Genomic DNA, 22277 nt, shown 5'->3' on the forward strand with positions numbered 1-22277 from the left:
CAACCCGTCCGCCGTCGGCAGCACCACGCTGTGCCGGTCCAGCCCGGTCGCCTCGCGCCAGCGCTCCAGCCCCACCTTCACGACCCGCTTGTCTTCCCAGCTGAACACCCCCGGCGCCCCGGTCCGCATCGCATACAGGTTGCGGTCGATCACCAGCGTGCGCGCATCGCTCATCGCCTCCGACGTGATGCGGATGAACGGCAGCTTCGCGCCACCGACGATCAGGTTGTTGGTGATAGCCACCTCGGTGCCGCCCTGGTGGATCTCCGACTCGTTCGACACCAGCACCGACCCATGCGTCAGCAGCCCGGTGTTCCAGCAGGTGTTGTTGTGGATGCGCGGCCGCCACGACGACGAGGTCGCGAGGCAGGCCCAGCCCACCTCGCTGATCACGTTGTCGCGGATCACGCCGTCGTAGGTCTCGTACGGCCCGTCGACCAGCCGGTCGTCGTCGGTCTCCTGCCCCAGCATGATCGCGTTCGACCAGGTCCGCTCGACGCGGTTGAACTCGAACACCGTGTTGCGCGAGTTGCCCTTCGCGTAGATGCCGATCGACGGGATGTCGTGCACATGGTTGAACGCCACCCGCGTGCGATCCGCGCCGACGATGTCGATGCCCTGCGCGTTGTCGCCGATCTTCGCGTTCGGATGGTGGATGCGGTTGTGCAGGATCTCGACGTCGTCCGCGGTGCGCACCAGCTTCACCACATCGACCCGCGAGCAGCACAGGTCGTTGTCGAGCAGCCGCACGTGCGGCGTGTCGATCTTGATCGCGTAGCCCTCTTCCTGCCCGTCGGCGCTGCCGCGCACCTCCAGCCCCTGCACCAGCCAGTACATCGCCTGGCACACCGTGCCCTTCGGCGCCTCTTCGTCGCAGGTGCGGTGGTAGAAGTAGATCGACGGCCCCCGCTCGGTGCCCTGGATCACCGCACGCTCCTTCGCGTAAGCGCGCAGCGTGATCCACGCGTCGGCCGAGCCGGGGTTGCGGATCACTGCGCCGTCGTAGGTGCCTGCCCGCAGCTCGATGATGTCGCCGGGCTTCACGCGCTGCACCGCGGCATCCAGCGTGCGCAGCGGCGCCTCGAGCGTGCCGACCGCGCGGTCGGTGCCATCGGGGGCGACGACGAAGGTGCGCGGCTGCGCCGCGACCACCGTCGCGGTGGTGACCAGCGCCGCGCTACACCCAGCCGCGAAGCGAATACATCGCCAGACCAAGCCACTCATGCAGCACCTCCTCGAGCGCACCGGGCGCCTCGTTGCTGGGCACGAAATGCTGCCACTTCAGCGCCGTGTCGGCGCGGAAATCGCAGGGATACGGCAGCACGTCCAGCCCGACACCGCGCGCGGCGGCCACCGCGCGCGGCAGGTTCATCGCGCTCGCCAGCAGCAGCACGCGCCCTTGCGCACGCAGGCCGAACTGGCGCTCGCTGAAGAGCATGTTCTCGTGGGTGTTGACCGAACGCGTCTCGACGCTGATCGCGTCGGCCGGCACGCCCAGCCGCTGCGCGGCCGAGGCCATGTGCTGCGCGACCGAATCGGAACCATCGGGCAGCGGTGCGCCGGTGAACATCAGCCGCCCGCCGAAGCGCTGGAACAGCTCGACAGCCATCTCGGTGCGCTCCCAGCTCGGCGCGCCCATCACGACGCGATAGCCGGTCTCCGTCTTGCGGAACCAGCCAGCGGTCAGCACCAGCATGCGCGGGCCGTCGGTGCTGGGCAGCGCCCTCACCTGCGCGTCGGTCGGCACCGGCCACCAGGCCTCCAGCTGGGCGAGCAGCGTGTTGGTGGTCGCGGGGATCGAGACGACGTAGACCAGCACGCCGAGCAGCGCAAAGCCATGCCGCCAGCGGTGCAGCCGCCCCGCCTTCGCGCGCCATGCCCGCACGCTGAGCCACGCCATGCCGAGCAGCACGTACAGCGGCATCGCCAGCAGCAGGTGCACCAGGTCGGTGAGCAGCGACCTCATGCCGAAGCGCCTCAGGCCCAGCGACCGCCGCGGAACCGGCTTCGCCGGGCCGCTGGCGGTGCCCCCTTGAGGGGGAAGCGCGCAGCGCTTCGGGGGTGGGTCATCCTCGTGCGATACCGAACACCTGATCCATCCGCCCCCAGCGGAAATCGCCGAGCAGGCGATCCAGCCGGCTCTCGGTGCGGTGCAGGTTCACGTAGTGCCGAAAACGCGTCTTCAGCCCCGGCCCGGGCACGCGCGGCTGCAGCGGGTCGATCTCCCACGGATGCATGTAGAAGATCGCCGGAGCCTGCTCGTCGCGGTTGAAGCGGTCGATCGCCCAGCGCGACACGCCGTACGGCGCGAAGCGGAAGTAGCCGCCGCCGCCGGCCGGCAGGTTGCGCCCGAGCGCACGCACCGTCGTGATCGGCAGCTCGGTCAGCCCGTCGCGCACCTGGTAAGGAAAGCGCGGCGCGTCCGGCATGCCGTAGTGGTCGTGCTGCACCGGGTAGACGCTGGAGCTGTAGACGTAGCCCGCTTCCTTCAGCACGTCGAAGGCCCACAGGTTGTCGGCCCCGATCGAGAAGCTCGGCGCGCGATACCCGATCACCCGCACGCCGGCGATGTCCTCGAGGATGCGCTTCGCATTCGTCACGTCGTGGCTGAACGCCTCGCGCGACAACTCGCTCGCCCGCTGGTGCCCGTAGCCGTGGCTCGCCAGTTCGTGCCCGTCGTCGACGATGCGGCGCACCACCTGCGGGTAGCGCTCGGCGATCCAGCCGAGCGTGAAGAACGTGGCCTTCGCATGGTTGTCGGCAAAGCGCCGCAGCAGGCGGTCGACGTTCGCCTCGACGCGGCACGGGATCGAATCCCAGCGGTCGCGCGCGATGAACGGCGCCAGCGCCGAGACCTGGAAGTAGTCCTCGACGTCGACCGTCAGGGCGTTGGTGATCGGGTTCTTGGTCATGGACTCAGGGACAAATTCAGCGAACGGATTCGGCAGCGCGGGCGGTCGACGAGACGCGCATCGAGGCCGGCAGCCAGCTGCGCAGGTGCTTCGCGATGCGGCTGGCGGTGCCGCCGTCCCAGTATTCGGGCACGTCGACGCGCGCGGATTCGGTCAGCAGGATCTCGCGCACGGCTTTCAGCGCCTGCTCGACGTTGCGGCCGACGACGATGCTCGACGGATCGGCCACCGGCGTGCCGCTGCGGTCGTTGCCGAGCGTGATGCTGCGCACACCGAGCGTCACCGCCTCCTCGACCAGCTCGCCTTCGCTGCCGGCGATCAGGCAGCGCGCCTGCTGCAGCAGCCCGATCTCTTCCAGGTAGCCCTGCGCCGGCATCACGATCACGCCGGCATCGGCCAGGCGCGCCTCCTGCCCGGTGGATTTCAGCGCGACCAGCGCCTCCTCGCGCAGCGGCCACACCAGCGGCAGCTCGCGGCCCAGCGTCGCGAGCATCGGCAGCAGCTCGTCCATGGTCTTCGGCTGCAGCGCCAGGCTCACCAGCCCGAAGCCGCGCGGGTCGTTCAGCACCGCCGGCGAGAGCTTGGCGCGCGCGAACGATTCGAGCGGCGGCACCGCATGCGGCAGCCCGAAGTGCAGCAGGTTGGCTGCCAGGCTGCCGACGCAGTGCACCCGGTCCGACGGGATGCCCTCGCGGTACAGCGTGTAGTAGGTCAGCAGCTTGTTCGTGTAGAGCGCATCGGCCACGCGGTCGATCAGCACGCCGTTCATCTCGGCGCTGGCGCTGCCGCCGGTGTTGCGCTGGCCGGCGTCGAGCCGCAGCACCGGCACGCCGCGCTTGTTGGCGAGCAGCGTGCACATCAGCACCGCATCCGATTTGCCGACCGCCAGCACCGCGCTCGGCATGAACTCGGCCAGCACCTCGTCGAAGCGCGTCAGCGCGGCGGCCGAGCCGTGCGCCACGCCGACCGCGTGCGCGCCGATGCCGAGGTGGATCTCCATCTTCGGCAGCGGCAGCACCGCGGCACCGGCCGCGCCGATCGCCAGGCCCTCTTCGGTGCCGGGCTGTACCGCCATCACCGGCGGCAGGTCGCCGTACTCCTCGAGCACGCGCGACAGCGCGCCGATCTTCAGGAAATCGGTGCGGGTATCGACCACGCACAGCAACGGGCGCTGCAGCTTGCTGCCGCTGCGCGAGCGCTGGACCACGCCGAGGCTCGCGTTGTTGCCGATGTTCCCGCCGAAGTCCACCGCCGCGTCCAGCACCGGCAGCGCCGGGTTGGGCGGAATCGTCACGTCGGGTCGGCCGTGGCCGCTGGCATGGCCCGCCGTGGACACCAGCATCGGCACGTCGGCGAGTTCGCCGATCTCGCTGCGCAGCTCGCCGGCGGTCTGGTCCACCGTCTCGGCCGAGATCGCGTCCTTGCCCGACAGGAAGGCGGCGAGGAACAGCCGGTTGCACAACCGGTTGATGCGGCGCGGCACGCCGCCGGTCCAGCGGTGGATCGCGTCGAACGCATCGTCGGCGAAGGCCGGCGAATCCTTCCAGCCGACGCGGTGCAGCCGGTGCTCGATGTAGGCGCGCGTCTCGGTCTGGTCGAGCGGCCCGAGGTGGCACGACGCGATCACGCGCTGGCGCAGTTGCTCCATCGACTTCGATTGCAGCAGCGTGCGCAGCTCCGGCTGGCCGATCAGGAAGCTCTGCAGCAGCGCATGGTTGCCGAGCTGGAAGTTCGACAGCATGCGCAGCTCTTCGACCGCCTCGTGCTTCAGGTTCTGCGCCTCGTCGACGATCAGCAGCGCACGCCGGCCCTTCGCGGCCAGCGCGGTGAGGAAGCCCTCGAGGCTCGCGATCAGGTGCGCCTTCGACGCGCCCGCGGTCGGCACGCCGTACGCGGTGAGGATGGCGCGCAGCAGGTCGCCCGATTCGAGCTGCGTGCTGACCACCTGCGCGGCCACCACCTTCTCGGCGTCCAGCCCTTCGAGCAGCGTGCGCACCAGCGTGGTCTTGCCGGCACCGATCTCGCCGGTGACGACGATGAAGCCCTCGCCCTGGTGCACGCCGAACTTCAGGTAGGCCAGCGCGTTGCTGTGCCCGCGGCTGTCGAAATAGAACGCCGGGTCCGGGTTCAGCTGGAAAGGCGGGCCACTGAGGCCGAAGTGCGACTCGTACATGGTCAGAAGCGGTAGCGCAGCCCGGCGTAGATGGCCTGCTCGCCGTCGAGGTCGACGGAGGTCAGCGTCGTGCTGTTGGATTTGACGGTGAGGCGGCGCGCACCGATCGTCGCCGTGGTGTGCGGCGACAGCGTGCGCGTGCCCTCGACGCGCAGCGAATACTGCGTCGTGTAGCGGCCGAGGTTGCTGCCGCCCAGCCCCTCGATGCGCGAGCCGTCGCCGATCACGGTCAGCGTGGTCAGCGGCCCGAGCTTGTAGTCCCAGCCGAGCGACGCCGATTTCTGCTCGGTGTCGTACGACGGGTCGGGGATGTTGGTCTGGCCCGCCATCTGCAGCGCCTGCTGCTTCAGGTAGCCCACCTGCAGGTAGATGCGGTTGCGCCGGCCCTGCAGCGCGGCCTGGAAGCCGGCGCTCTCGCGCAGCTGGGCCACCACCGAATACAGCGCGGACGGGTTGATGCCGCCGCCCACCGGCACCGGCGACGCGCTGCCGGGCGGCAGCACGCCGTTGTCCGGGATGCCCTGGCTCGACACCGTGCGGCTCGCCTGCAGCCCGATCGTCGTGGTGGCCGAGTTGTGCGCATAGACGGCGTCCCAGCCGTTGCCGAAGTAGCGGTGCTCCACCGTCACGCGCAGGTTGCTGCGCTCGTCGGGCCGCCAGGTGACGCGCCCGCCGTACAGCGTGTCGGTCGGCGTGTCGRCCAGCAGCGAGGTCTTCTCGCGCCCGCCGACGATGCCCAGCACCAGCTGCGGCTGCGGTTGCCAGTTCAGCCACAGCCGCGCCTCGCGCGTGCTGAGCGTCTGGCCCTGCGTGAAGTCGTCGCTCTCGTCGTGCGCCTTCACCTCGATCTGCAGGCCGAAGCTGCGCGGCGCGCGCTCGTACGAGACGATCTTGTCCAGGCCCTTGGTGGTGCGCACCTGCTTGGTCAGGAAGTCGGTGATGCGCGCATGCGTGTAGTCGACGCGCGCGAGCATCGAGTCGAGCTCGTTGAAGCGGTGCATCAGGTACGGGCTCAGCCCGTAGCGGCGGCGCGGCTCCAGCTTGTACGAGGTGGCAGCCTCGGGGCGCGTCGCGTACGGGTCGTCGAAGGTCGGGTCGATCCGGTACCAGGCGTCGAAGTAGGCCCAGTCCTCGATCACCTTCGAGGCGAGGTCGATGCGTGCGCGCGGCAGCACGCGCGACGGCTGGCTGTCGTTCAGGTAGCTCAGGCTGCTGATCGCGGCATTGCCGCTCAGCGTGATGCGCGGGCCGCGGCGCTCGAACACGATCGACGGCTGCACCTCGAGCACGGTGTCGCTCTGCTTGATGCCGAGGTCGGGGGTCGCGTTGTCGGTGTGCACCAGCCGCGAGTCGATCGCCAGCACGATGTGGGTGGCCGGCGGCGGGCCGACCGGTGCCGACGCGGCGGCAGCGGCCGACGGCGCGGCGATGCCGCCGAAGGCACCGGTGCCAGGCGTGGCGGGGGTGCCCGGTGCGGCCGTCGGCGCCCCGGAATACTGCCCCCAGGCCCCGAAGGCGCAGCCCAGCATCGGCACTGCCAGCAGTGCGCGGGCCAGGCAGGTGGGGCGGAGGGTCCGTCGGCTCGGGCGCACGTCGTTCAGGTCCGGCGGTATTGCGGGTAGCGTTCGTAGCCGGACGAAGCACGCTGGCTGGCGGCCTTGTTCAGCACGCACCAGACGGTCTCGCAGGCCTCGATGTCGGCGAACGCACGCGCCACCGAGCTCTGCGCGGTCTTCTGCGCCTGCACCACCATCAGCACCTGGCCCATGCGGGCGGCCAGCACGCGCGATTCGCTGGTGGCCAGCAGCGGCGGGCCGTCGAAGATCACGATGCGGTCGGCGTAGCGCTCGGCCAGGTCGGCCAGCAGGCGCTCCATCGCGACGCTCGCGAGCAGCTCGGTCGACTGGTCGGTCGGCCGGCCGGCCGGCAGCAGCGACAGCTTCGGGATGTTGGTGCGCATCAGCACCTCGGACAGGTCGAGCGACGGCTTGGTCAGCACGTCCAGCATGCCGAGCTCGGCCTCGACGCCCAGGCGCGACATCACCGACGGCCGCACCACGTCGGCATCGACCAGCAGCACCGAATGGTCGACCTCCATCGCGATGCTCATCGCCAGGTTGATCGCGTTGTAGGTCTTGCCCTCGCCCGGCAGCGCGCTGGTCACGAAGATCAGGTTGCCGCCGGCCTTGCCCGCCTCGCGCGCGGCCTGCGCGTGCTCGATGATCGGGCGCTTGACGGCGCGCAGTTCCTCGGCGAGGCCCATGCGCGGATCGTCCGGCGTCAGGTAGCCCTCGGCGGCGAGGCGCAGCAGGTCGATCTGCACCTCGCGCGAGCGGGCGTTGGTGGGGGCGCGCTCGGCCCGCGTCGGGCGTGCGACGGTGCGCGGCGCGAGTTCGATGTCGTCGGCGACGGTACGGGCGATCGGCGCCGGGGGCGCCAGCGTGGCGGCACCGCCCGGCGCGCCGGTGACCGGGCCGAAGCCCGGCTCGGTGGCGGTCGGCGCCCAGCTCGGCACGTCGATGCCGGCGCGTCGCAGTTCCTCGAGGCGGCGGGTGGCTTGTTCGATGATGCTCATGATGAGGCGGTCGTCCGGTTCAGTGGGGCTGGATGCCGCCCGCGAGCAAGGCGATCCAGGTCACGTTCAAGGCCATGAACACCACCATCGCGCCGCTCAGGCGGATGAGGTCGAAGCGCTGCGCGCGCTCGGCCGCCATCGAGAGGTGGCGCGACACCGTCCCCAGCACCGGGCGCTTCGCGAAGGCCTGCAGCGCCTCCTGCGTGTCGAAGGTCGGGTAGAGCTTGCCCATGCCGAACGCGGCACCGCCGCCGGCGGCCAGCGCGAGGATCATCGCGACGACGGCCAGTGCGGTGCGGTCCGGGAACGCGGCCTTGGCCGGCACGCGCGGCGGCTCGACCAGGCGGTACTCGGCCATGCTCTTCGACTGGTCGATCTTCAGCCCGAGCGAGGCGGCCTCGCGGCGCGAGACCAGCATGTCGTACTGCTTGCGCATGATGTCGTAGTCGCGATTCAGCTGCGCGAGCTCGGCCTCGGCCTGCGGCACGCGGCTCGCGGTGGCCTTGACCTGGTCCAGGCGCTCCTGCTGGCCGCCGAGCTGGCTGCGCAGCGACGCGACATTGGCCTCGGCCTCGGCCAGCGCGATGCGCAGGCGCTGGTACACCGGGTTCGACGACGCGACGCGGCCGCCGGCCTTGGCCGCCGCCTTCGCGCGCTCGGCCTCCTGCTGGCGCTTCTGGGTTTCCAGCTGGCCGATCATGCGGCGCGCCGCGATCACGTCGGGGTGCGCGTCGGTGTAGCGGCGCAGCAGGTCGTCGAGCGAGCGGCGCTGCGCATCCAGGCGCGAATCGATCTCGGTCTGCATCGCCATCGGCACCGCCGGCGCCGGGGCGTCGACCGCCACGTTCGGCTCTTCGCTCGACAGCTCGCGCTTCAGCGCGTCGCGCGACTGCTCGGCGGCGGCCAGCGTCATGCGCAGCTTGCCGACCTCGTCGGTCAGCACCGACATGCGGGCGAAGTAGTCCTGCCCCGACACGCCGGAGACGCCGAAGTTGCGCAGCTTGAATTCCTTCACGCGGTTCTCGGCCTCGACCAGCTTGACCTCGTAGGCCTTGATCTGCTCGTCGATGAAGCGGCTCGCGTCCTGCGAGTCGCGCTGCTTGCTGTCGTTGCCGGAATCGATGAACAGGTTCACCAGCCCGTCGACGACGGCCTTCGCGCGGTTCGGGTCGCCGTCGCGGTAGCTGATCAGGTACAGGTTGCCGCCGCTGTGCTCGACCTTGATGCGGGCGGTCAGGCGGTCGATCGCCTGCTCGCGCTTCAGGTCGGTCAGCGTGCCCAGGCCGACGCCCGGGTCGCCCATCAGGCGTTCGATGTTCGGGCGCGACAGCAGCGTCTTCGCGAGCATGCGCACCTGCTGGTCGAGGTCGGGCTGGAACGCGAGGCCGGCCATCAGCGGCTTCAGCACCGATTGGGTGTCGACGAACAGCTTGGCGGTGGCTTCGTAGCGGTTGGGGATCACCCACACCATCAGCGCGAGCACCACGGCGGTGGCCCAGGCGACGGCCATCGCCAGCCAGCGGCGCTGCCAGATCGTGCGCAGCACGATCGAGATCTGACGGGTCAACTCATTCATCTTGGAGCTTCTGGATGGGTCGACACGCGGAGGTCGACCGTCTCAACAGGGGGTGGTGGCGCCGGGCATCGGGGTGGCCACCGGGTTCAGGACCAGGGCGATCAGAACCAGCTTTGCGGGACGATGATCACGTCGCCCGGCTTCACGTCGACGTTGGCCGAGATGTCGCCGCGCTTGATCAGGTCCTTCAGCCGCACGCTGTACTGCTTGCCCTGCTCGGTGCCGCGCACCAGCACGGCGGCATTGCCGTCGGCGAACTCGGTCAGGCCGCCGGCCTGGATCATCACGTCCAGCAGCGTCATGTTCTGGCGGTACGGCACCGACTGCGGGCGGGTCGCCTCGCCGATGATGCGGATCTGCTCCGAGAACGAACCCTGGAAGTTGTTGACGACGACGGTGACGACCGGGTCGCGGATGTACTTGCCGAGCTTGGCCTCGATGTCGCGCGCCAGGTCGGCCGGGCTGCGGCCGGCGGCGAGCACATCCTCGACCAGCGGGGTCGAGATGCGGCCGTCCGGGCGCACGGTGACGGTGGACGACAGGTCGGCATTGCGCCACACGACGATGTTGATGCTGTCGAGCGCGCCGATCAGGTAGCGGTGGTCCGGCGTCTCGGCCACCTTCGGCGCCGGCGGCAGGCCGCTCAGGCTGCCGCAGCCCGACAGCACCAGCGCCGTCGCGGCCGCACCGAACCATCCCAACAGTGTCTTGACGTTCATTCTCGAGTTCCCTTTTGTCTCTGCGTCTGTGCGTTGATGCGGCGCGAAATCAGTGGGCGCCTTCGCGGAACAACACGACGCTGACGGTTTCGATCAGCACCAGCAGGTCCAGCATCAGCGAGTTGTTCTTCACGTAGTACAGGTCGAACTGGTGCTTGCGGCGTGCGTCGTCGACCGAGGCGCCGTAGCTGTAGCGCACCTGGGCCCAGCCGGTCACGCCCGGCTTGATGCTGTGGCGCACGTCGTAGAACGGGATCTGTTCCTTCAGCTGCTTGACGAAGCTCGGGCGCTCCGGGCGCGGGCCGACCATGCTCATCTCGCCGCGCAGCACCGACAGCAGCTGCGGCAGCTCGTCGATGCGGGTCTTGCGCATGAAGGCGCCGACGCGGGTCACGCGCGAATCGTTCTTGGTGGCCCACACGGCGACGCCGTCCTTCTCGGCATCGGTGCGCATGCTGCGGAACTTCATGCACATGAAGATCTTGCCGCCGAGGCCGACACGTTCCTGCTTGTAGATGATCGGGCCGCGCCCTTCGAGGCGGATCGCCAGCACCGCCAGCAGCATCACCGGCGAGGCGAGCAGCAGCAGGAACGACGAGCTCGCGATGTCGAACGCGCGCTTCAGGATCATGCGCAGGCGGCCTTGCACGAAGCCCTGGCCGTAGACCAGCCAGCTGGCCTTCAGGCTGTCGATCGGCACTTCGGACTTGGCGCGCTCGTAGAAGCCGGCCAGGTCGACGATCGGCACGCCGCGGATGCGGCAGGCGAGCAGCTGGTCCATCGGGACGCTGCCGCCGCGCTGTTCGCGCACCGCGACGATCACTTCATCGATGTGGTGGTCGCGCACGATGTCCTCGATCGACAGCTCGCGCGAGAACACCTTGTGGCCGCGCAGGCTCGCGACCTGCAGCCCCGGGGCCGCATCGGCTTCGGTCGGGAAGAAGCCGGCGACGTTGCGGCGCAGGCGCTTCATCGTCATCAGGTCGCTGGCGACGCTCTGCGCCTCGGCGCCGTTGCCGACGATCAGCACCTTCGGGATGGTGGCCATGCGGCTCATCAGGTACATCGCGCCGCGCACCAGCACCAGGCCGACCAACAGGTACAGCACGGCCGAGGTCATGATCTGCACCGCATAGCCGCCGTTGGCGATGCTGTCGAGCACCAGGTAGGTCACGTAGGCGCCGACGACCAGCGCGGCCAGTGTGCGGCGCAGCATCGCGGCGAAGCCGATCGGGGTCGGGCGGTACAGGCCGGCGAAGGCGTACAGCAGCGACATCACCATCGCGAAGCCGCTGGCGAACAGGAACAGGTGGGGCACCGTCAGCCCGGCGGGTGCTTCCGGCGTGCCCGGCAGGATGTGGACCGACGAGGCGGCCAGCACGATGGCGAAGAAGCACAGCAGACCGTCGGCGATCATCCCGAACAGGGTGGCCACCGAGACATGTAACTGAAACACCTTCAACATGACGCTCATCCTTCAGAACTTCATCCCGGAGCTGCCGCCGATCACTTCGGCGTGCTGCACGGGATGCAAGCAGATGGCGCGGATTGTCAGTACAGGTGGACCGGTGCCCAATCCTCTAAACGGGGGCTCCCCCCCGTGAACAGGGGGGCGCCGGCAGGCGTCAGGTCAACACTTGATGCCCACATGCAACGCCACGATGCCGGCGCTGAGGTTGTGCACGTCGACGTGGCCGAAACCGGCGGTCTTCATCATCGCCTTCAGCGTCTGCTGGTCGGGGTGCATGCGGATCGATTCGGCGAGGTAGCGGTAACTGTCTGCGTCACCGGCCACCAGCTGGCCGATGCGCGGCAGCGCCTTGAACGAATACCAGTCGTAGAACTTCTCCAGCGGCTTGGCCACCTTCGAGAACTCCAGCACCAGCAGCCGGCCGCCGGGGCGCAGCACGCGGCACATCTCGGCCAGCGCACGGTCCTTGTGGGTCATGTTGCGCAGCCCGAACGCGACGCTGACCAGGTCGAAGCGATCGCTCGCGAACGGCAGCGCCTCGGCATCGCAGATCGCCGTCGGCAGCACCAGGCCCTGGTCGAGCATGCGGTCGCGGCCGTGGTGCAGCATCGCCTCGTTGATGTCGGTGTGCACGACGGTGCCGCGCTCGCCGACCTTCTTCGCGAACGCGCCGGCCAGGTCGCCGGTGCCGCCGGCGATGTCGAGCACCGAATCGCCCTCGCGCAGGTTCGCGACGGCCACCGTGTAGGCCTTCCAGGCCCGGTGCATGCCCATCGACAGCACGTCGTTCATCAGGTCGTACTTCGACGCGACCGAATCGAACACGCCGCGCACGCGCTCGGCCTTGCGGGTCTCGTCGACGGTCTCGAAGCCGAAATGGGTGTTGCTCATGGGTCAGTCCGTCGCAGTCAATGGTGGTGGCCGCAGGCGGATGCGGCCTTGTCGGGCATCGGCGTGTCGCGCGTGGCGCCGGCGGCCTGCAGCCGCGCCTCGTACTGCCGCCAGAGATCAGCCTCCTGCGAGCCCAGGAAATACAGGTAGTCCCACGAGAAGATGCCGGTCTGGTGGCCGTCGGAGAAGGTCGGCTGCACCGCGTAGTTGCCGACCGGCTCGAGCGCGGTGAGCGTGACCTCGCGCTTGCCGGTCTGCAGCGTTTCCTGGCCCGGGCCGTGGCCCTTGACCTCGGCCGACGGCGAGTAGACCCGCATCAGCTCGAACGGGATGCGGAAGCTGCGGCCATCGGCGAACGCCACCTCGAGCACGCGCGACTGCTCGTGCACCGTGATCGCGGTGGGTTGCGGGGTCTGGGCAGTGAGGCCGGCCATGGGGAATCCGAGTGTGGGAGGGTTCAGGTCGCGCGCGACAGGGCCGCGGCGACGCGCTCGTCGAGGCTTGTCAGTGGGCCGGCCAGGCGGTCGGCCGCGGGCGGCTGCACCTCGCGCTGGCGCGTGCCCCAAATGGGCTGCGGAAAGTGGCTGTCCCAGTCGAAGCGCGCGATCACGTGCCAGTGCAGGTGCGGCACCATGTTGCCGAGCGCGGCGAGGTTGATCTTGGTCGGTGCGAGCGCCTCGCGCAGCACGCGCTCGACAGTGGCCACCAGCGTCATCGCACGGGCCCGGGCGGCGGCGTCGAGGTCGGAGAACTCGGCCACGTGCTGGCGCGAGACGACGCGGTAGAAGCCGGGGAAGTTCGCATCGGCGATGCGGATCACGCGCCAGCCGTCGTCCTGCCAGACCAGCGCGCCGCCGCTCTCGCGGCACAGCTCGCAGCCGGGAGCGGGATGGGCGGGGCGGAGGAAGTCTGCAGGCATCTGCGCATTATCGGCGGCCACCGATAACATCGGCGGCTTCTTCCGAGACGGATCGCTGTCATGACTTCTGCGCTCACCCGCCGCCACTTCAACCTCGCCCTTGCCGGCGCGCTCGCGTCCGCAGGCACGGCCCACGCCGCCGACGCCTGGCCCTCGAAGCCGATCCGCTGGGTGGTGGCCTATCCGGCCGGCGGCGGCTCGGACTTCCTCGCGCGCCAGCTGGCGCCGCAACTGGGCAAGCAGCTCGGCCAGACGATCATCATCGACAACCGCCCGGGTGCGGCCGGCATGATCGGCACCGACAACGCGGCCAAGTCGCCGCCGGACGGCTACACGATCGTCACCGGCGACAACGGTGCGATGGTCTTCAACACCGCGATGTACAAGAAGGTGCCGTACGACCCGAAGGATCTGGCGCCGGTGGGTTTCATGGCGCGCTTCCCGCTGATCCTCGCGGTGAACCCGAACGCCGGCTTCACGAGCGGGCAGCAGCTGCTCGATGCCATCAAGAAGAACCCCGGCAAGTACAGCTACGCGTCACCCGGCATCGGCAGCCCGCACCACCTGGCGATGGAGCTGCTGAAGGACCGCACCGGCAGCTTCGTCGTGCACGTGCCGTACCGCGGCACGGCGCTCGCGGTGCAGGATGTCATCTCGGGCCAGGTGCCGATGATGGTGCTGGACACCGCGGCCGGGCTGCCGCAGATCAAGGGCGGCAAGGTCAAGGCGCTGGCGGTGATGTCGAAGAAGCGCATCGCGTCGCTGCCCGACGTGCCGACGCTCGACGAGCTGGGCATCAAGGGCTTCGAGGTGACGGCATGGCAGGGCCTGTTCGTGCCGCACGGCACACCGCCCGAGATCGTCACGCGGCTCACGCAGGAGATGCACAAGGCGATCAGCACGCCGGAGGTGAAGGCGCGGCTGGAGGAGTTCGGGCTGGACGTCGCGCCGACCGACGGGCCGGCGCTGGCGAGCTTCGTGGCGCAAGAGACGAAGTTCTGGCATGCGCTGATCAAGGAGCGCAAGCTGAGCGCGGACTGAGAAACCGCCTCAGCCCGAACGGTGGGTCCTCGTCAGACGAGGACCCGCTCGATCCCGCCGTCATTCGCCATCTCCACATACTCCGGCATCCAGTCGGCCCCGAGGATCTTGTTGGCCATCTCGACGACGATGTAGTCCGCCTCCAGCAGCCCGTTCTGCAGGTCATTGCCGTAGCGCGACAGCCCCTGCAGGCAGCTCGGGCACGAGGTCAGGATCTTCACCGGCCCCTCGGCCGCCACCGCGCCGGTCGCGCGCAGCTTGGCCTCGTCGCGGCGCAGCTCTTCTTCCTTGCGGAAGCGCACCTGCGTCGAGATGTCGGGCCGCGTCACGCCCAGCGTGCCGCTCTCGCCGCAGCAGCGCTCGCTCTTCAGCACGCTCTCGGGCCGGTTCCCGCCGACCAGCGCCTGCACCGTCTTCATCGGCTCCTGCAGCTTCATCGGCGAGTGGCACGGGTCGTGGTAGAGGTAGCCCGCGCCCTGCGTGGCGTCGAGCGTGATGCCCTTCTCCAGCAGGTACTCGTGGATGTCGATGATCCGGCAGCCCGGGAAGATCTTGTCGAACTGGTAGCCCTGCAGCTGGTCGTAGCAGGTGCCGCAGCTCACCACCACCGTCTTGATGTCGAGGTAGTTCAGCGTGTTGGCCACGCGGTGGAACAGCACCCGGTTGTCGGTGATGATCTTGTCGGCCTTGTCGAACTGCCCCGAGCCGCGCTGCGGATACCCGCAGCACAGGTAGCCCGGCGGCAGCACCGTCTGCACGCCGGCATGCCACAGCATCGCCTGCGTGGCCAGGCCCACCTGCGAGAACAGCCGCTCCGAGCCGCAGCCCGGGAAATAGAACACCGCCTCGGTCTCGGCCGTCGTCGCCTTCGGGTTGCGGATGATCGGGACGTAGTTCTTGTCCTCGATGTCCAGCAGCGCCCGCGCCGTCTTCTTCGGCAGCCCGCCCGGCAGCTTCTTGTTGATGAAGTGGATCACCTGCTCCTTGAGCGGCGCGGTGCCCACCGTCGAGCGCGGCGCGGCGGTCTGCTTCTTCGCGAGGCCGCGCAGCAGGTTGTTGGCCGCACGCTGCGCCTTGAAGCCCACGTCGACCATCGCGCCGCGCAGCAGCTTGATGGTCTCCGGGTTGGTGGCGTTGAGCATCATCATCGCCATCTTGTTGCCGGGGCGGAAGCTCTTCTTGCCCATCTTGCGCAGCAGGTTGCGCATGTTCATCGACACGTCGCCGAAGTCGATCTTCACCGGGCACGGGCTCAGGCACTTGTGGCACACCGTGCAGTGGTCGGCCACGTCCTCGAACTCCTCCCAGTGCTTGATCGACACACCGCGGCGCGTCTGCTCCTCGTACAGGAAGGCCTCGACCAGCAGCGAGGTCGCGAGGATCTTGTTGCGCGGGCTGTACAGCAGGTTGGCGCGCGGCACGTGCGTCGCGCACACCGGCTTGCACTTGCCGCAGCGCAGGCAATCCTTCACCGACGCGGCGATCTCGCCGATGTCGCTCTGCTGCATGATCAGCGACTCGTGCCCCATCAGCCCGAAGCTCGGCGTGTAGGCGTTGGTCAGGTCGGCCTTCAGGCGCACCCCGCCGAAGCTCGCGTCGCGCAGCAGCTTGCCCTTGTTGAAGCGGCCCTCGGGGTCGACGCGCTGCTTGTAGGCGGTGAAGCCGGCCAGCTCGTCATCGGTCAGGAACTCGAGCTTGGTGATGCCGATGCCGTGCTCGCCGGAGATCACGCCGTCGAGCGAGCGCGCGAGCTTCATGATGCGCGCCACCGCCTCGTGCGCCGTCTGCAGCATCTCGTAGTTGTCGCTGTTGACGGGGATGTTGGTGTGCACGTTGCCGTCGCCGGCATGCATGTGCAGCGCCACCCACACGCGGCCGCGCAGCACGTCCGCGTGGATCTTCTGGCAGGCGTCGACGATCGGCGACAGCGTGGCCCCGGCGAAGATGCCCTGCAGCGGCGTGCGGATCTGCGCCTTCCACGACGCGCGCAGCGTGTGGTCCTGCAGGTCGTCGAAGAAGGTCACACCCCGATCAGCCTGCACCTGGTCGAGGTTCGACAACCAGTGCGACCACAGCCCGCGCACGTCGCGCAGCAGCGCCAGCGCCTGCTGCACGCGGTCTTCGAGCAGCTCGGCCGACGCGATCTGGTTCGCGTCGTCGCTCTTGCCCAGCGGCAGCTGGCCGGCGACGAAGAAGTCTTCCAGCGCGTCGACCAGCGCCAGCTTGTTGCGCAGCGAGAGCTCGATATTGATGCGCTCGATGCCGTTGGTGTATTCGCCCATGCGCGGCAGCGGGATCACCACGTCCTCGTTCACCTTGAACGCGTTGGTGTGGCGGCTGATCGCCGCGGTGCGCTTGCGGTCGAGCCAGAACTTCTTGCGCGCCTCGGCGCTGACCGCGACGAAGCCCTCGCCGGCCCGGCCGTTGGCCAGCCGCACCACCTCGCTGGTGGCGCGCGCCACCGCGTCGGCATCGTCGCCGGCGATGTCGCCCACCAGCACCATCTTGGGCAGGCCGCCGCGCTTGCTCTTGGTCGCGTAGCCCACGGCCTTGAGATACCGGTCGTCCAGGTGCTCCAGGCCGGCCAGGATCGCGCCGCCGGGCTTCTTCTGCTCGGCGAACATGAAATCCTTGATCTCGACGATCGACGGCACCGCATCCTTCGCGTTGCCGAAGAACTCCAGGCACACCGTGCGGGTGTGCGCCGGCATCTTGTGCACCACCCAGCGCGCGCTGGTGATCAGGCCGTCGCAGCCTTCCTTCTGGATGCCCGGCAGGCCGGCGAGGAACTTGTCGGTGACGTCCTTGCCCAGGCCTTCCTTGCGGAAGGTGCGGCCCGGCACGTCGAGCTGCTCGGTGCGTTCGAGCACCTTGCCGGTCGCATCGAAGTACTTCAGCTCGAAGCGGGCCACCTCCACGTCGTGGATCTTGCCCATGTTGTGGTCGAGCCGCACCACCTCGAGCCACTTCGCGTCGGGCGTGACCATGCGCCACGAGGCCAGGTTGTCGAGCGCGGTACCCCACAGCACGGCCTTCTTGCCGCCGGCGTTCATCGCGATGTTGCCGCCGACGCACGAAGCCTCGGCCGAGGTCGGGTCGACCGCGAACACGTGGCCGGCGCGCTCGGCGGCATCGGCCACGCGCTGCGTGACGACGCCGGCCTCGGTCCAGATGGTCGCCACGTCGCGGTCCATGCCGGGCAGGCGCATCACCTCGACCTCGGTCATCGCCTCGAGCTTCTCGGTGTTGATGACCGCGCTGTTCCAGGTCAGCGGCACGGCGCCGCCGGTGTAGCCGGTGCCGCCCCCGCGCGGGATGATCGTCAGGCCCAGCTCGATGCACGCCTTCACGAGCGCCGCCATCTCGGCCTCGGTGTCGGGGGTCAGCACGACGAACGGGTACTCGACACGCCAGTCGGTGGCATCGGTCACGTGCGAGACGCGCGACAGGCCGTCGTACTTGATGTTGTCCTTTGCGGTGTGGCGGCCGAGCGCCCGCGTGGCCTTGCGGCGCAGCGCGTCCATCGCGTCGAACTGGTCGGCGAAGGCCTGCACGGCCTGGTGGGCGGCGTCCAGCAACTCGCCGACCGAGGCGTCGCGCTGCGCATCGCTCTCGTTGGCAACCGCGGGATTCCGCCGCGCCTGCACCTCGCGCAGCCGGTGGTTCAGCGCCTCGATCAGCAGGCGGCGGCGGCGCGGGTTGTCGAGCAGGTCATCCTGCAGGTAGGGGTTGCGCTGCACCACCCAGATGTCGCCCAGCACCTCGTAGAGCATGCGGGCGGAGCGGCCGGTCTGGCGCTCGTCGCGCAGGCGGTCCAGCAACTCCCAGGCCCGCGATCCCAGGATCCGGATCACGATCTCGCGGTCGGAGAACGAGGTGTAGTTGTACGGAATCTCGCGCAGGCGGGGCGCCTTGTGCGCGGCAGTCGCCGCGGCGATCTGGTTCAGCGGGATGGGTGCGTTCATGGGGGCCAGGCTGCAGCACGCCTGTGGGGGCACTTGGACGCAAATGGTACCTCAGCACCTGTTCGGTGCCGGGCGCGCCCCGCCCCGGGGATCCGGCGGGGTAAATCCCGTTGCCGCGGCCGACCATCCACGACATAAACGGACTGTCACAAACTCGTAGCACACTGCGCGGCTGGTCAAAAACCAACCGTCATTTTCCGGAGAAGTACATGACAACGAAAAGATACGCCGCCCTCGCCGCCGCCGGCTTCGCCGCGCTGGCGCTCGCCGGCCCGGTCCACGCCCAGGTCGAAGTGCAGTGGTGGCACTCGATGACCGGCGGCCTGAACGAATGGGTCAACGACCTGGCCACGCAGTTCAACAACAGCCAGAAAGAGTACAAGGTCACCCCGACCTTCAAGGGCAACTACGACGAGTCGATGACCGCCGCAGTGGCTGCCTTCCGCGCCGGCAATGCGCCGCACATCCTGCAGGTGTTCGAGGTCGGCACCGCGACGATGATGTCGGCCAAGGGCGCGATCAAGCCGGTCGGCGAAGTGATGAAGCAGAGCGGCGTCAGCTTCGACCCGAAGGGCTACGTGCCGGCGGTCTCGGGCTACTACACCGCGCCGAACGGCGAGATGCTGTCGTTCCCGTTCAACAGCTCGACGACGATCTTCTACTACAACAAGGACGCCTTCAAGGCCGCCGGCCTCGACCCGAACAAGGCCCCGACGACCTGGCCCGAGGTGACGCTGGCCGCCGCCAAGCTGAAGGCCGCCGGCGTCAAGTGCCCGTACACCACCAGCTGGATGAGCTGGGTGCACCTGGAGAGCTTCTCGACCTGGCACAACACGCTGTTCGCGACGCAGAACAACGGCTTCGGCGGCCCGAGCGCGCGCCTGGCCTTCAATTCGCCGCTGCACCTGCGCCACTTCGAGAACCTGGCCAACATGTCCAAGCAGGGCCTGTTCGTCTACAAGGGCCGCGCGAGCGTCGCGGTGCCGTCGTTCGTGTCGGGTGAATGCGCGATGTTCACCGGCTCGTCGGGCTCGTACGCCGATGTCAGCAAGGGCGCGAAGTTCGCGTACGGGCTGGCCCCGCTGCCGTACTACCAGGACGTTCCCGGCGCACCGCAGAACACCGCCATCGGCGGTGCGAGCCTGTGGGTGATGTCGGGCAAGAAGCCGGCCGAGTACAAGGGCGTCGCCGAGTTCTTCAAGTACCTGTCGAGCCCCGACGTGCAGTCGGCCAGCCACAAGCGCACCGGCTACCTGCCGATCACGACGGCCGCCTACGAGATGACCGAGAAATCGGGCTTCTACAAGGACAAGCCGGGCACCGACGTGGCGGTGACGCAGATGATCCGCAAGACGACCGACAAGTCGCGCGGCATCCGCCTCGGCAATTTCGTCCAGATCCGCACGATCATCGATGAGGAAACCGAGCAGATCTGGTCGGGCAAGAAGGATGCGAAGACGGCGCTGGACGACGCGGTGAAGCGCGGCAACGAGCAGCTGGAGCGCTTCGAAAAGGCCAACAAGGCTCCCGCACCCTGACGTCCCACCCCCGAGGCGCTGACGCGCCTCCCCCTCAAGGGGGCGCCCCCAGTGGCCCGGCAAAGCCGGTTCCACGGGGGCTGCTTGATCACTGCGCTTACCATCGCGGCCCATGGAAAAACGAGTTCGTTTTGATTCGCAGGTCCTGCCCTGGATGCTGGTCGCCCCCCAGCTGGCGATCTGCGCGATCTTCTTTTTCTGGCCGGCCGCCCAGGCGCTGCTGCAGTCGATGCAGGTGCAGGACAGCTTCGGCCTGTCGACCGAGTGGGTCGGGCTCGACAACTTCAAGACGCTGTTCAACGACTCGGCCTACCTCGAATCCTTCCAGGTCACCGCGGTGTTCTCGCTGCTGGTGGCGGTGCTGGGCATCGCGCTGTCGCTGATGCTGGCGGCCTTCGCCGACCGCGTGGTGCGCGGTGCGCTGTTCTACAAGACGATGCTGATCATCCCGTACGCGGTGGCGCCGGTGGTCACCGGCGTGCTGTGGGTGTTCATGTTCTCGCCGTCGATCGGCGTGGTCGCGTACGCGCTGGACCATACCTTCGGCTTCCAGTGGGACCACCTGCTGAACAGCACGCATGCGATGACGATGATCGTCACCGCCGCCGTCTGGAAGCAGATCTCGTACAACTTCCTGTTCTTCCTGGCCGGCCTGCAGTCGATCCCGAAATCGCTGATCGAGGCCGCGGCCATCGACGGTGCCCGGCCGTGGCGGCGCTTCTGGACCATCCAGTTCCCGCTGCTGTCGCCGACCACCTTCTTCCTGCTCGTGATCAACATGGTGTACGCGTTCTTCGACACCTTCGCGATCATCGATGCCACCACCCACGGCGGCCCGGGCCGCGACACCGCGATCCTGGTCTACAAGGTCTATCAAGATGGCTTCAAGGGCGGCGACCTCGGCGGCTCGGCCGCGCAATCGACGGTGCTGATGCTGATCGTCATCGCGCTGACGGTGCTGCAATTCCGCTACGTCGAAAAGAAAGTGCAGTACTGACATGGTCGAGCGCCGCCCCACCCTCGGCATCCTGGCCCACGCCGTGATGATCCTCGGCGTGCTGATCGTCGCGTTCCCGCTGTACATCGCGTTCATCGCGTCGACGCACACCTCGCAGGCCATCCTGCAGGTGCCGATGCCGATGTCGCCCGGCGGGCACTTCTGGGAGAACTACCTCGCCGCGCTGAACGGCCACGGCGGCGGCGCCGGCTCCAACGCGCCGGTCGCCCGCATGATGTGGGTGAGCCTGGTCACCGCGCTGGTGATCACCTTCGGCAAGATCGCGATCTCGCTGCTGTCGGCGTTCGCGCTGGTGTACTTCCGCTTCCCGCTGCGCGGCCTGGTGTTCTGGGCGATCTTCGTCACGCTGATGCTGCCGGTCGAGGTGCGCATCAGCCCGACCTACAAGGTGGTGTCCGACCTCGGCATGCTGAACACCTATGGCGGCCTCACGGTGCCGCTGATCGCGTCGGCCACCGCGACCTTCCTGTTCCGGCAGTTCTTCCTGACCGTGCCGGACGAGCTCGTCGAGGCCGCCCGCATCGACGGCGCCGGCCCGATGCGCTTCTTCAAGGACATCCTGCTGCCGCTGTCGAAGACCTCGATCGCGGCGCTGTTCGTGATCCAGTTCATCTACGGCTGGAACCAGTACCTGTGGCCGCTGATCGCCACCACCGGCGAGCAGATGTACCCGGTGGTGGTGGGCATCCGCATGATGATCGCCGGCGGCGACTCCGGCAACGAATGGAACATCGTGATGGCCACCGCCATCCTCGCGATGCTGCCGCCCGCGGTCGTCGTGATCCTGATGCAGCGCTGGTTCGTCAAGGGCCTGGTCGATACCGAGAAGTAGAGAAGCAAACACCCATGGCAGCCATCTCCCTCCAGAACGTCGTCAAGCGCTACGGCATCGGCCCGAAGGCCAACCAGGTCATCCACGGCGTCAACGCCGAGATCGGCGACGGCGAGTTCATCGTGATCGTCGGCCCGTCGGGCTGCGGCAAGAGCACGCTGCTGCGCATGGTCGCGGGCCTCGAGGAGGTCTCCGGCGGCGAGATCTCGATCGGCGGGCGCGTCGTCAACGACGTCGAGCCGTCCGAGCGCGACATCGCGATGGTGTTCCAGAACTACGCGCTCTACCCGCACATGAGCGTGTTCGACAACATGGCCTACGGGCTGAAGATCGCGAAGGTGCCGGTCGCCGACATCAAGACCCGCGTCGACAAGGCCGCGAAGATCCTCGAGCTCGGCGCGCTGCTGCAGCGCAAGCCGCGCGAGCTGTCGGGCGGCCAGCGCCAGCGCGTCGCGATGGGCCGCGCGATCGTGCGCCAGCCGCAGGTCTTCCTGTTCGACGAGCCGCTGTCCAACCTCGATGCGAAGCTGCGCGGCCAGACCCGCCTGGAGATCCGCAAGCTGCACGCCGAGCTGGGCGTCACGTCGCTGTTCGTCACGCACGACCAGGTCGAGGCGATGACGCTCGCGCAACGCATGATCGTGATG

General features: G+C 68.6%; 18 protein-coding genes. 5 read left to right on the forward strand and 13 right to left on the reverse strand.

Annotated features, from left to right (window positions below):
• The 12 genes from AC1D1T_RS17200 to AC1D1T_RS17255 form a co-directional block, all read right to left on the reverse strand.
• Positions 1-1224 (reverse strand): right-handed parallel beta-helix repeat-containing protein (locus AC1D1T_RS17200; RefSeq protein WP_477992206.1); only part of this gene is annotated, 1224 nt, incomplete at its 3' end.
• Complete coding sequence (locus tag AC1D1T_RS17205; protein ID WP_477828200.1) at positions 1178-1966, reverse strand: YdcF family protein; 789 nt, start codon at positions 1964-1966, stop codon at positions 1178-1180. The genes AC1D1T_RS17200 and AC1D1T_RS17205, both read right to left, overlap by 47 nt.
• Positions 1967-2066: 100 nt before the next feature.
• Positions 2067-2912, reverse strand: a complete 846-nt coding sequence (locus AC1D1T_RS17210) for an XrtA system polysaccharide deacetylase (protein WP_477841037.1) — start codon at positions 2910-2912, stop codon at positions 2067-2069.
• Between the two features lie 16 nt (positions 2913-2928).
• Positions 2929-5085 (reverse strand): XrtA/PEP-CTERM system-associated ATPase, encoded by a 2157-nt coding sequence (locus AC1D1T_RS17215; protein ID WP_477992207.1) that lies wholly within the window; start codon positions 5083-5085, stop codon positions 2929-2931.
• 2 nt (positions 5086-5087) lie between these two features.
• Positions 5088-6677, reverse strand: coding sequence for a TIGR03016 family PEP-CTERM system-associated outer membrane protein (locus AC1D1T_RS17220; RefSeq protein WP_477992208.1), 1590 nt, complete (start codon positions 6675-6677; stop codon positions 5088-5090).
• Positions 6678-6682: 5 nt separating this feature from the next.
• Positions 6683-7660: an XrtA-associated tyrosine autokinase gene (locus AC1D1T_RS17225; protein WP_047505799.1), complete on the reverse strand. Its 978-nt coding sequence runs from the start codon at positions 7658-7660 to the stop codon at positions 6683-6685.
• 19 nt (positions 7661-7679) lie between these two features.
• Entirely contained in the window at positions 7680-9236 is a 1557-nt protein-coding gene (locus AC1D1T_RS17230; protein ID WP_047505797.1) for an XrtA system polysaccharide chain length determinant, read from the reverse strand.
• Between the two features lie 101 nt (positions 9237-9337).
• Entirely contained in the window at positions 9338-9955 is a 618-nt protein-coding gene (locus AC1D1T_RS17235; protein WP_477827219.1) for an XrtA/PEP-CTERM system exopolysaccharide export protein, read from the reverse strand.
• A gap of 49 nt (positions 9956-10004) precedes the next feature.
• The gene (locus AC1D1T_RS17240) at positions 10005-11420 is read right to left on the reverse strand and encodes a TIGR03013 family XrtA/PEP-CTERM system glycosyltransferase (RefSeq protein WP_047505990.1); all 1416 of its coding nucleotides are present in this window, start codon (positions 11418-11420) and stop codon (positions 10005-10007) included.
• A 165-nt stretch (positions 11421-11585) separates the two neighbouring features.
• Entirely contained in the window at positions 11586-12317 is a 732-nt protein-coding gene (gene ubiE, locus AC1D1T_RS17245) for a bifunctional demethylmenaquinone methyltransferase/2-methoxy-6-polyprenyl-1,4-benzoquinol methylase UbiE (RefSeq protein WP_477840614.1), read from the reverse strand.
• Positions 12318-12334: 17 nt separating this feature from the next.
• On the reverse strand, positions 12335-12751 hold the full coding sequence (locus AC1D1T_RS17250; RefSeq protein ID WP_047505791.1) for a gamma-butyrobetaine hydroxylase family protein: 417 nt from the start codon (positions 12749-12751) through the stop codon (positions 12335-12337).
• Positions 12752-12774: 23 nt separating this feature from the next.
• A complete protein-coding gene (locus AC1D1T_RS17255; RefSeq protein ID WP_465114033.1) occupies positions 12775-13236 on the reverse strand; it encodes an HIT family protein in 462 nt (153 codons plus the stop codon).
• Between the two features lie 60 nt (positions 13237-13296).
• Here AC1D1T_RS17255 and AC1D1T_RS17260 point away from each other — a divergent pair, with 60 nt between their 5' ends.
• Positions 13297-14277, forward strand: a complete 981-nt coding sequence (locus tag AC1D1T_RS17260) for a Bug family tripartite tricarboxylate transporter substrate binding protein (protein ID WP_477827837.1) — start codon at positions 13297-13299, stop codon at positions 14275-14277.
• Between the two features lie 32 nt (positions 14278-14309).
• On the opposite strand, the gene AC1D1T_RS17265 is transcribed toward AC1D1T_RS17260, so the two are convergent.
• Complete coding sequence (locus AC1D1T_RS17265) at positions 14310-18242, reverse strand: DUF3683 domain-containing protein (RefSeq protein WP_477992209.1); 3933 nt, start codon at positions 18240-18242, stop codon at positions 14310-14312.
• Positions 18243-18451: 209 nt separating this feature from the next.
• Here AC1D1T_RS17265 and ugpB point away from each other — a divergent pair, with 209 nt between their 5' ends.
• The 4 genes from ugpB to AC1D1T_RS17285 form a co-directional block, all read left to right on the forward strand.
• Entirely contained in the window at positions 18452-19780 is a 1329-nt protein-coding gene (gene ugpB, locus AC1D1T_RS17270) for a sn-glycerol-3-phosphate ABC transporter substrate-binding protein UgpB (protein ID WP_477992210.1), read from the forward strand.
• Positions 19781-19892: 112 nt separating this feature from the next.
• On the forward strand, positions 19893-20777 hold the full coding sequence (gene ugpA / locus AC1D1T_RS17275; RefSeq protein ID WP_477844645.1) for a sn-glycerol-3-phosphate ABC transporter permease UgpA: 885 nt from the start codon (positions 19893-19895) through the stop codon (positions 20775-20777).
• Position 20778: 1 nt separating this feature from the next.
• A complete protein-coding gene (gene ugpE, locus AC1D1T_RS17280) occupies positions 20779-21630 on the forward strand; it encodes a sn-glycerol-3-phosphate ABC transporter permease UgpE (protein WP_047505987.1) in 852 nt (283 codons plus the stop codon).
• Positions 21631-21644: 14 nt separating this feature from the next.
• Positions 21645-22277: ATP-binding cassette domain-containing protein (locus AC1D1T_RS17285; RefSeq protein ID WP_477992211.1), on the forward strand; the 633-nt coding region annotated here is incomplete at its 3' end.

It is taken from the genome of Rhizobacter sp. P2_H3, from assembly GCF_056403355.1.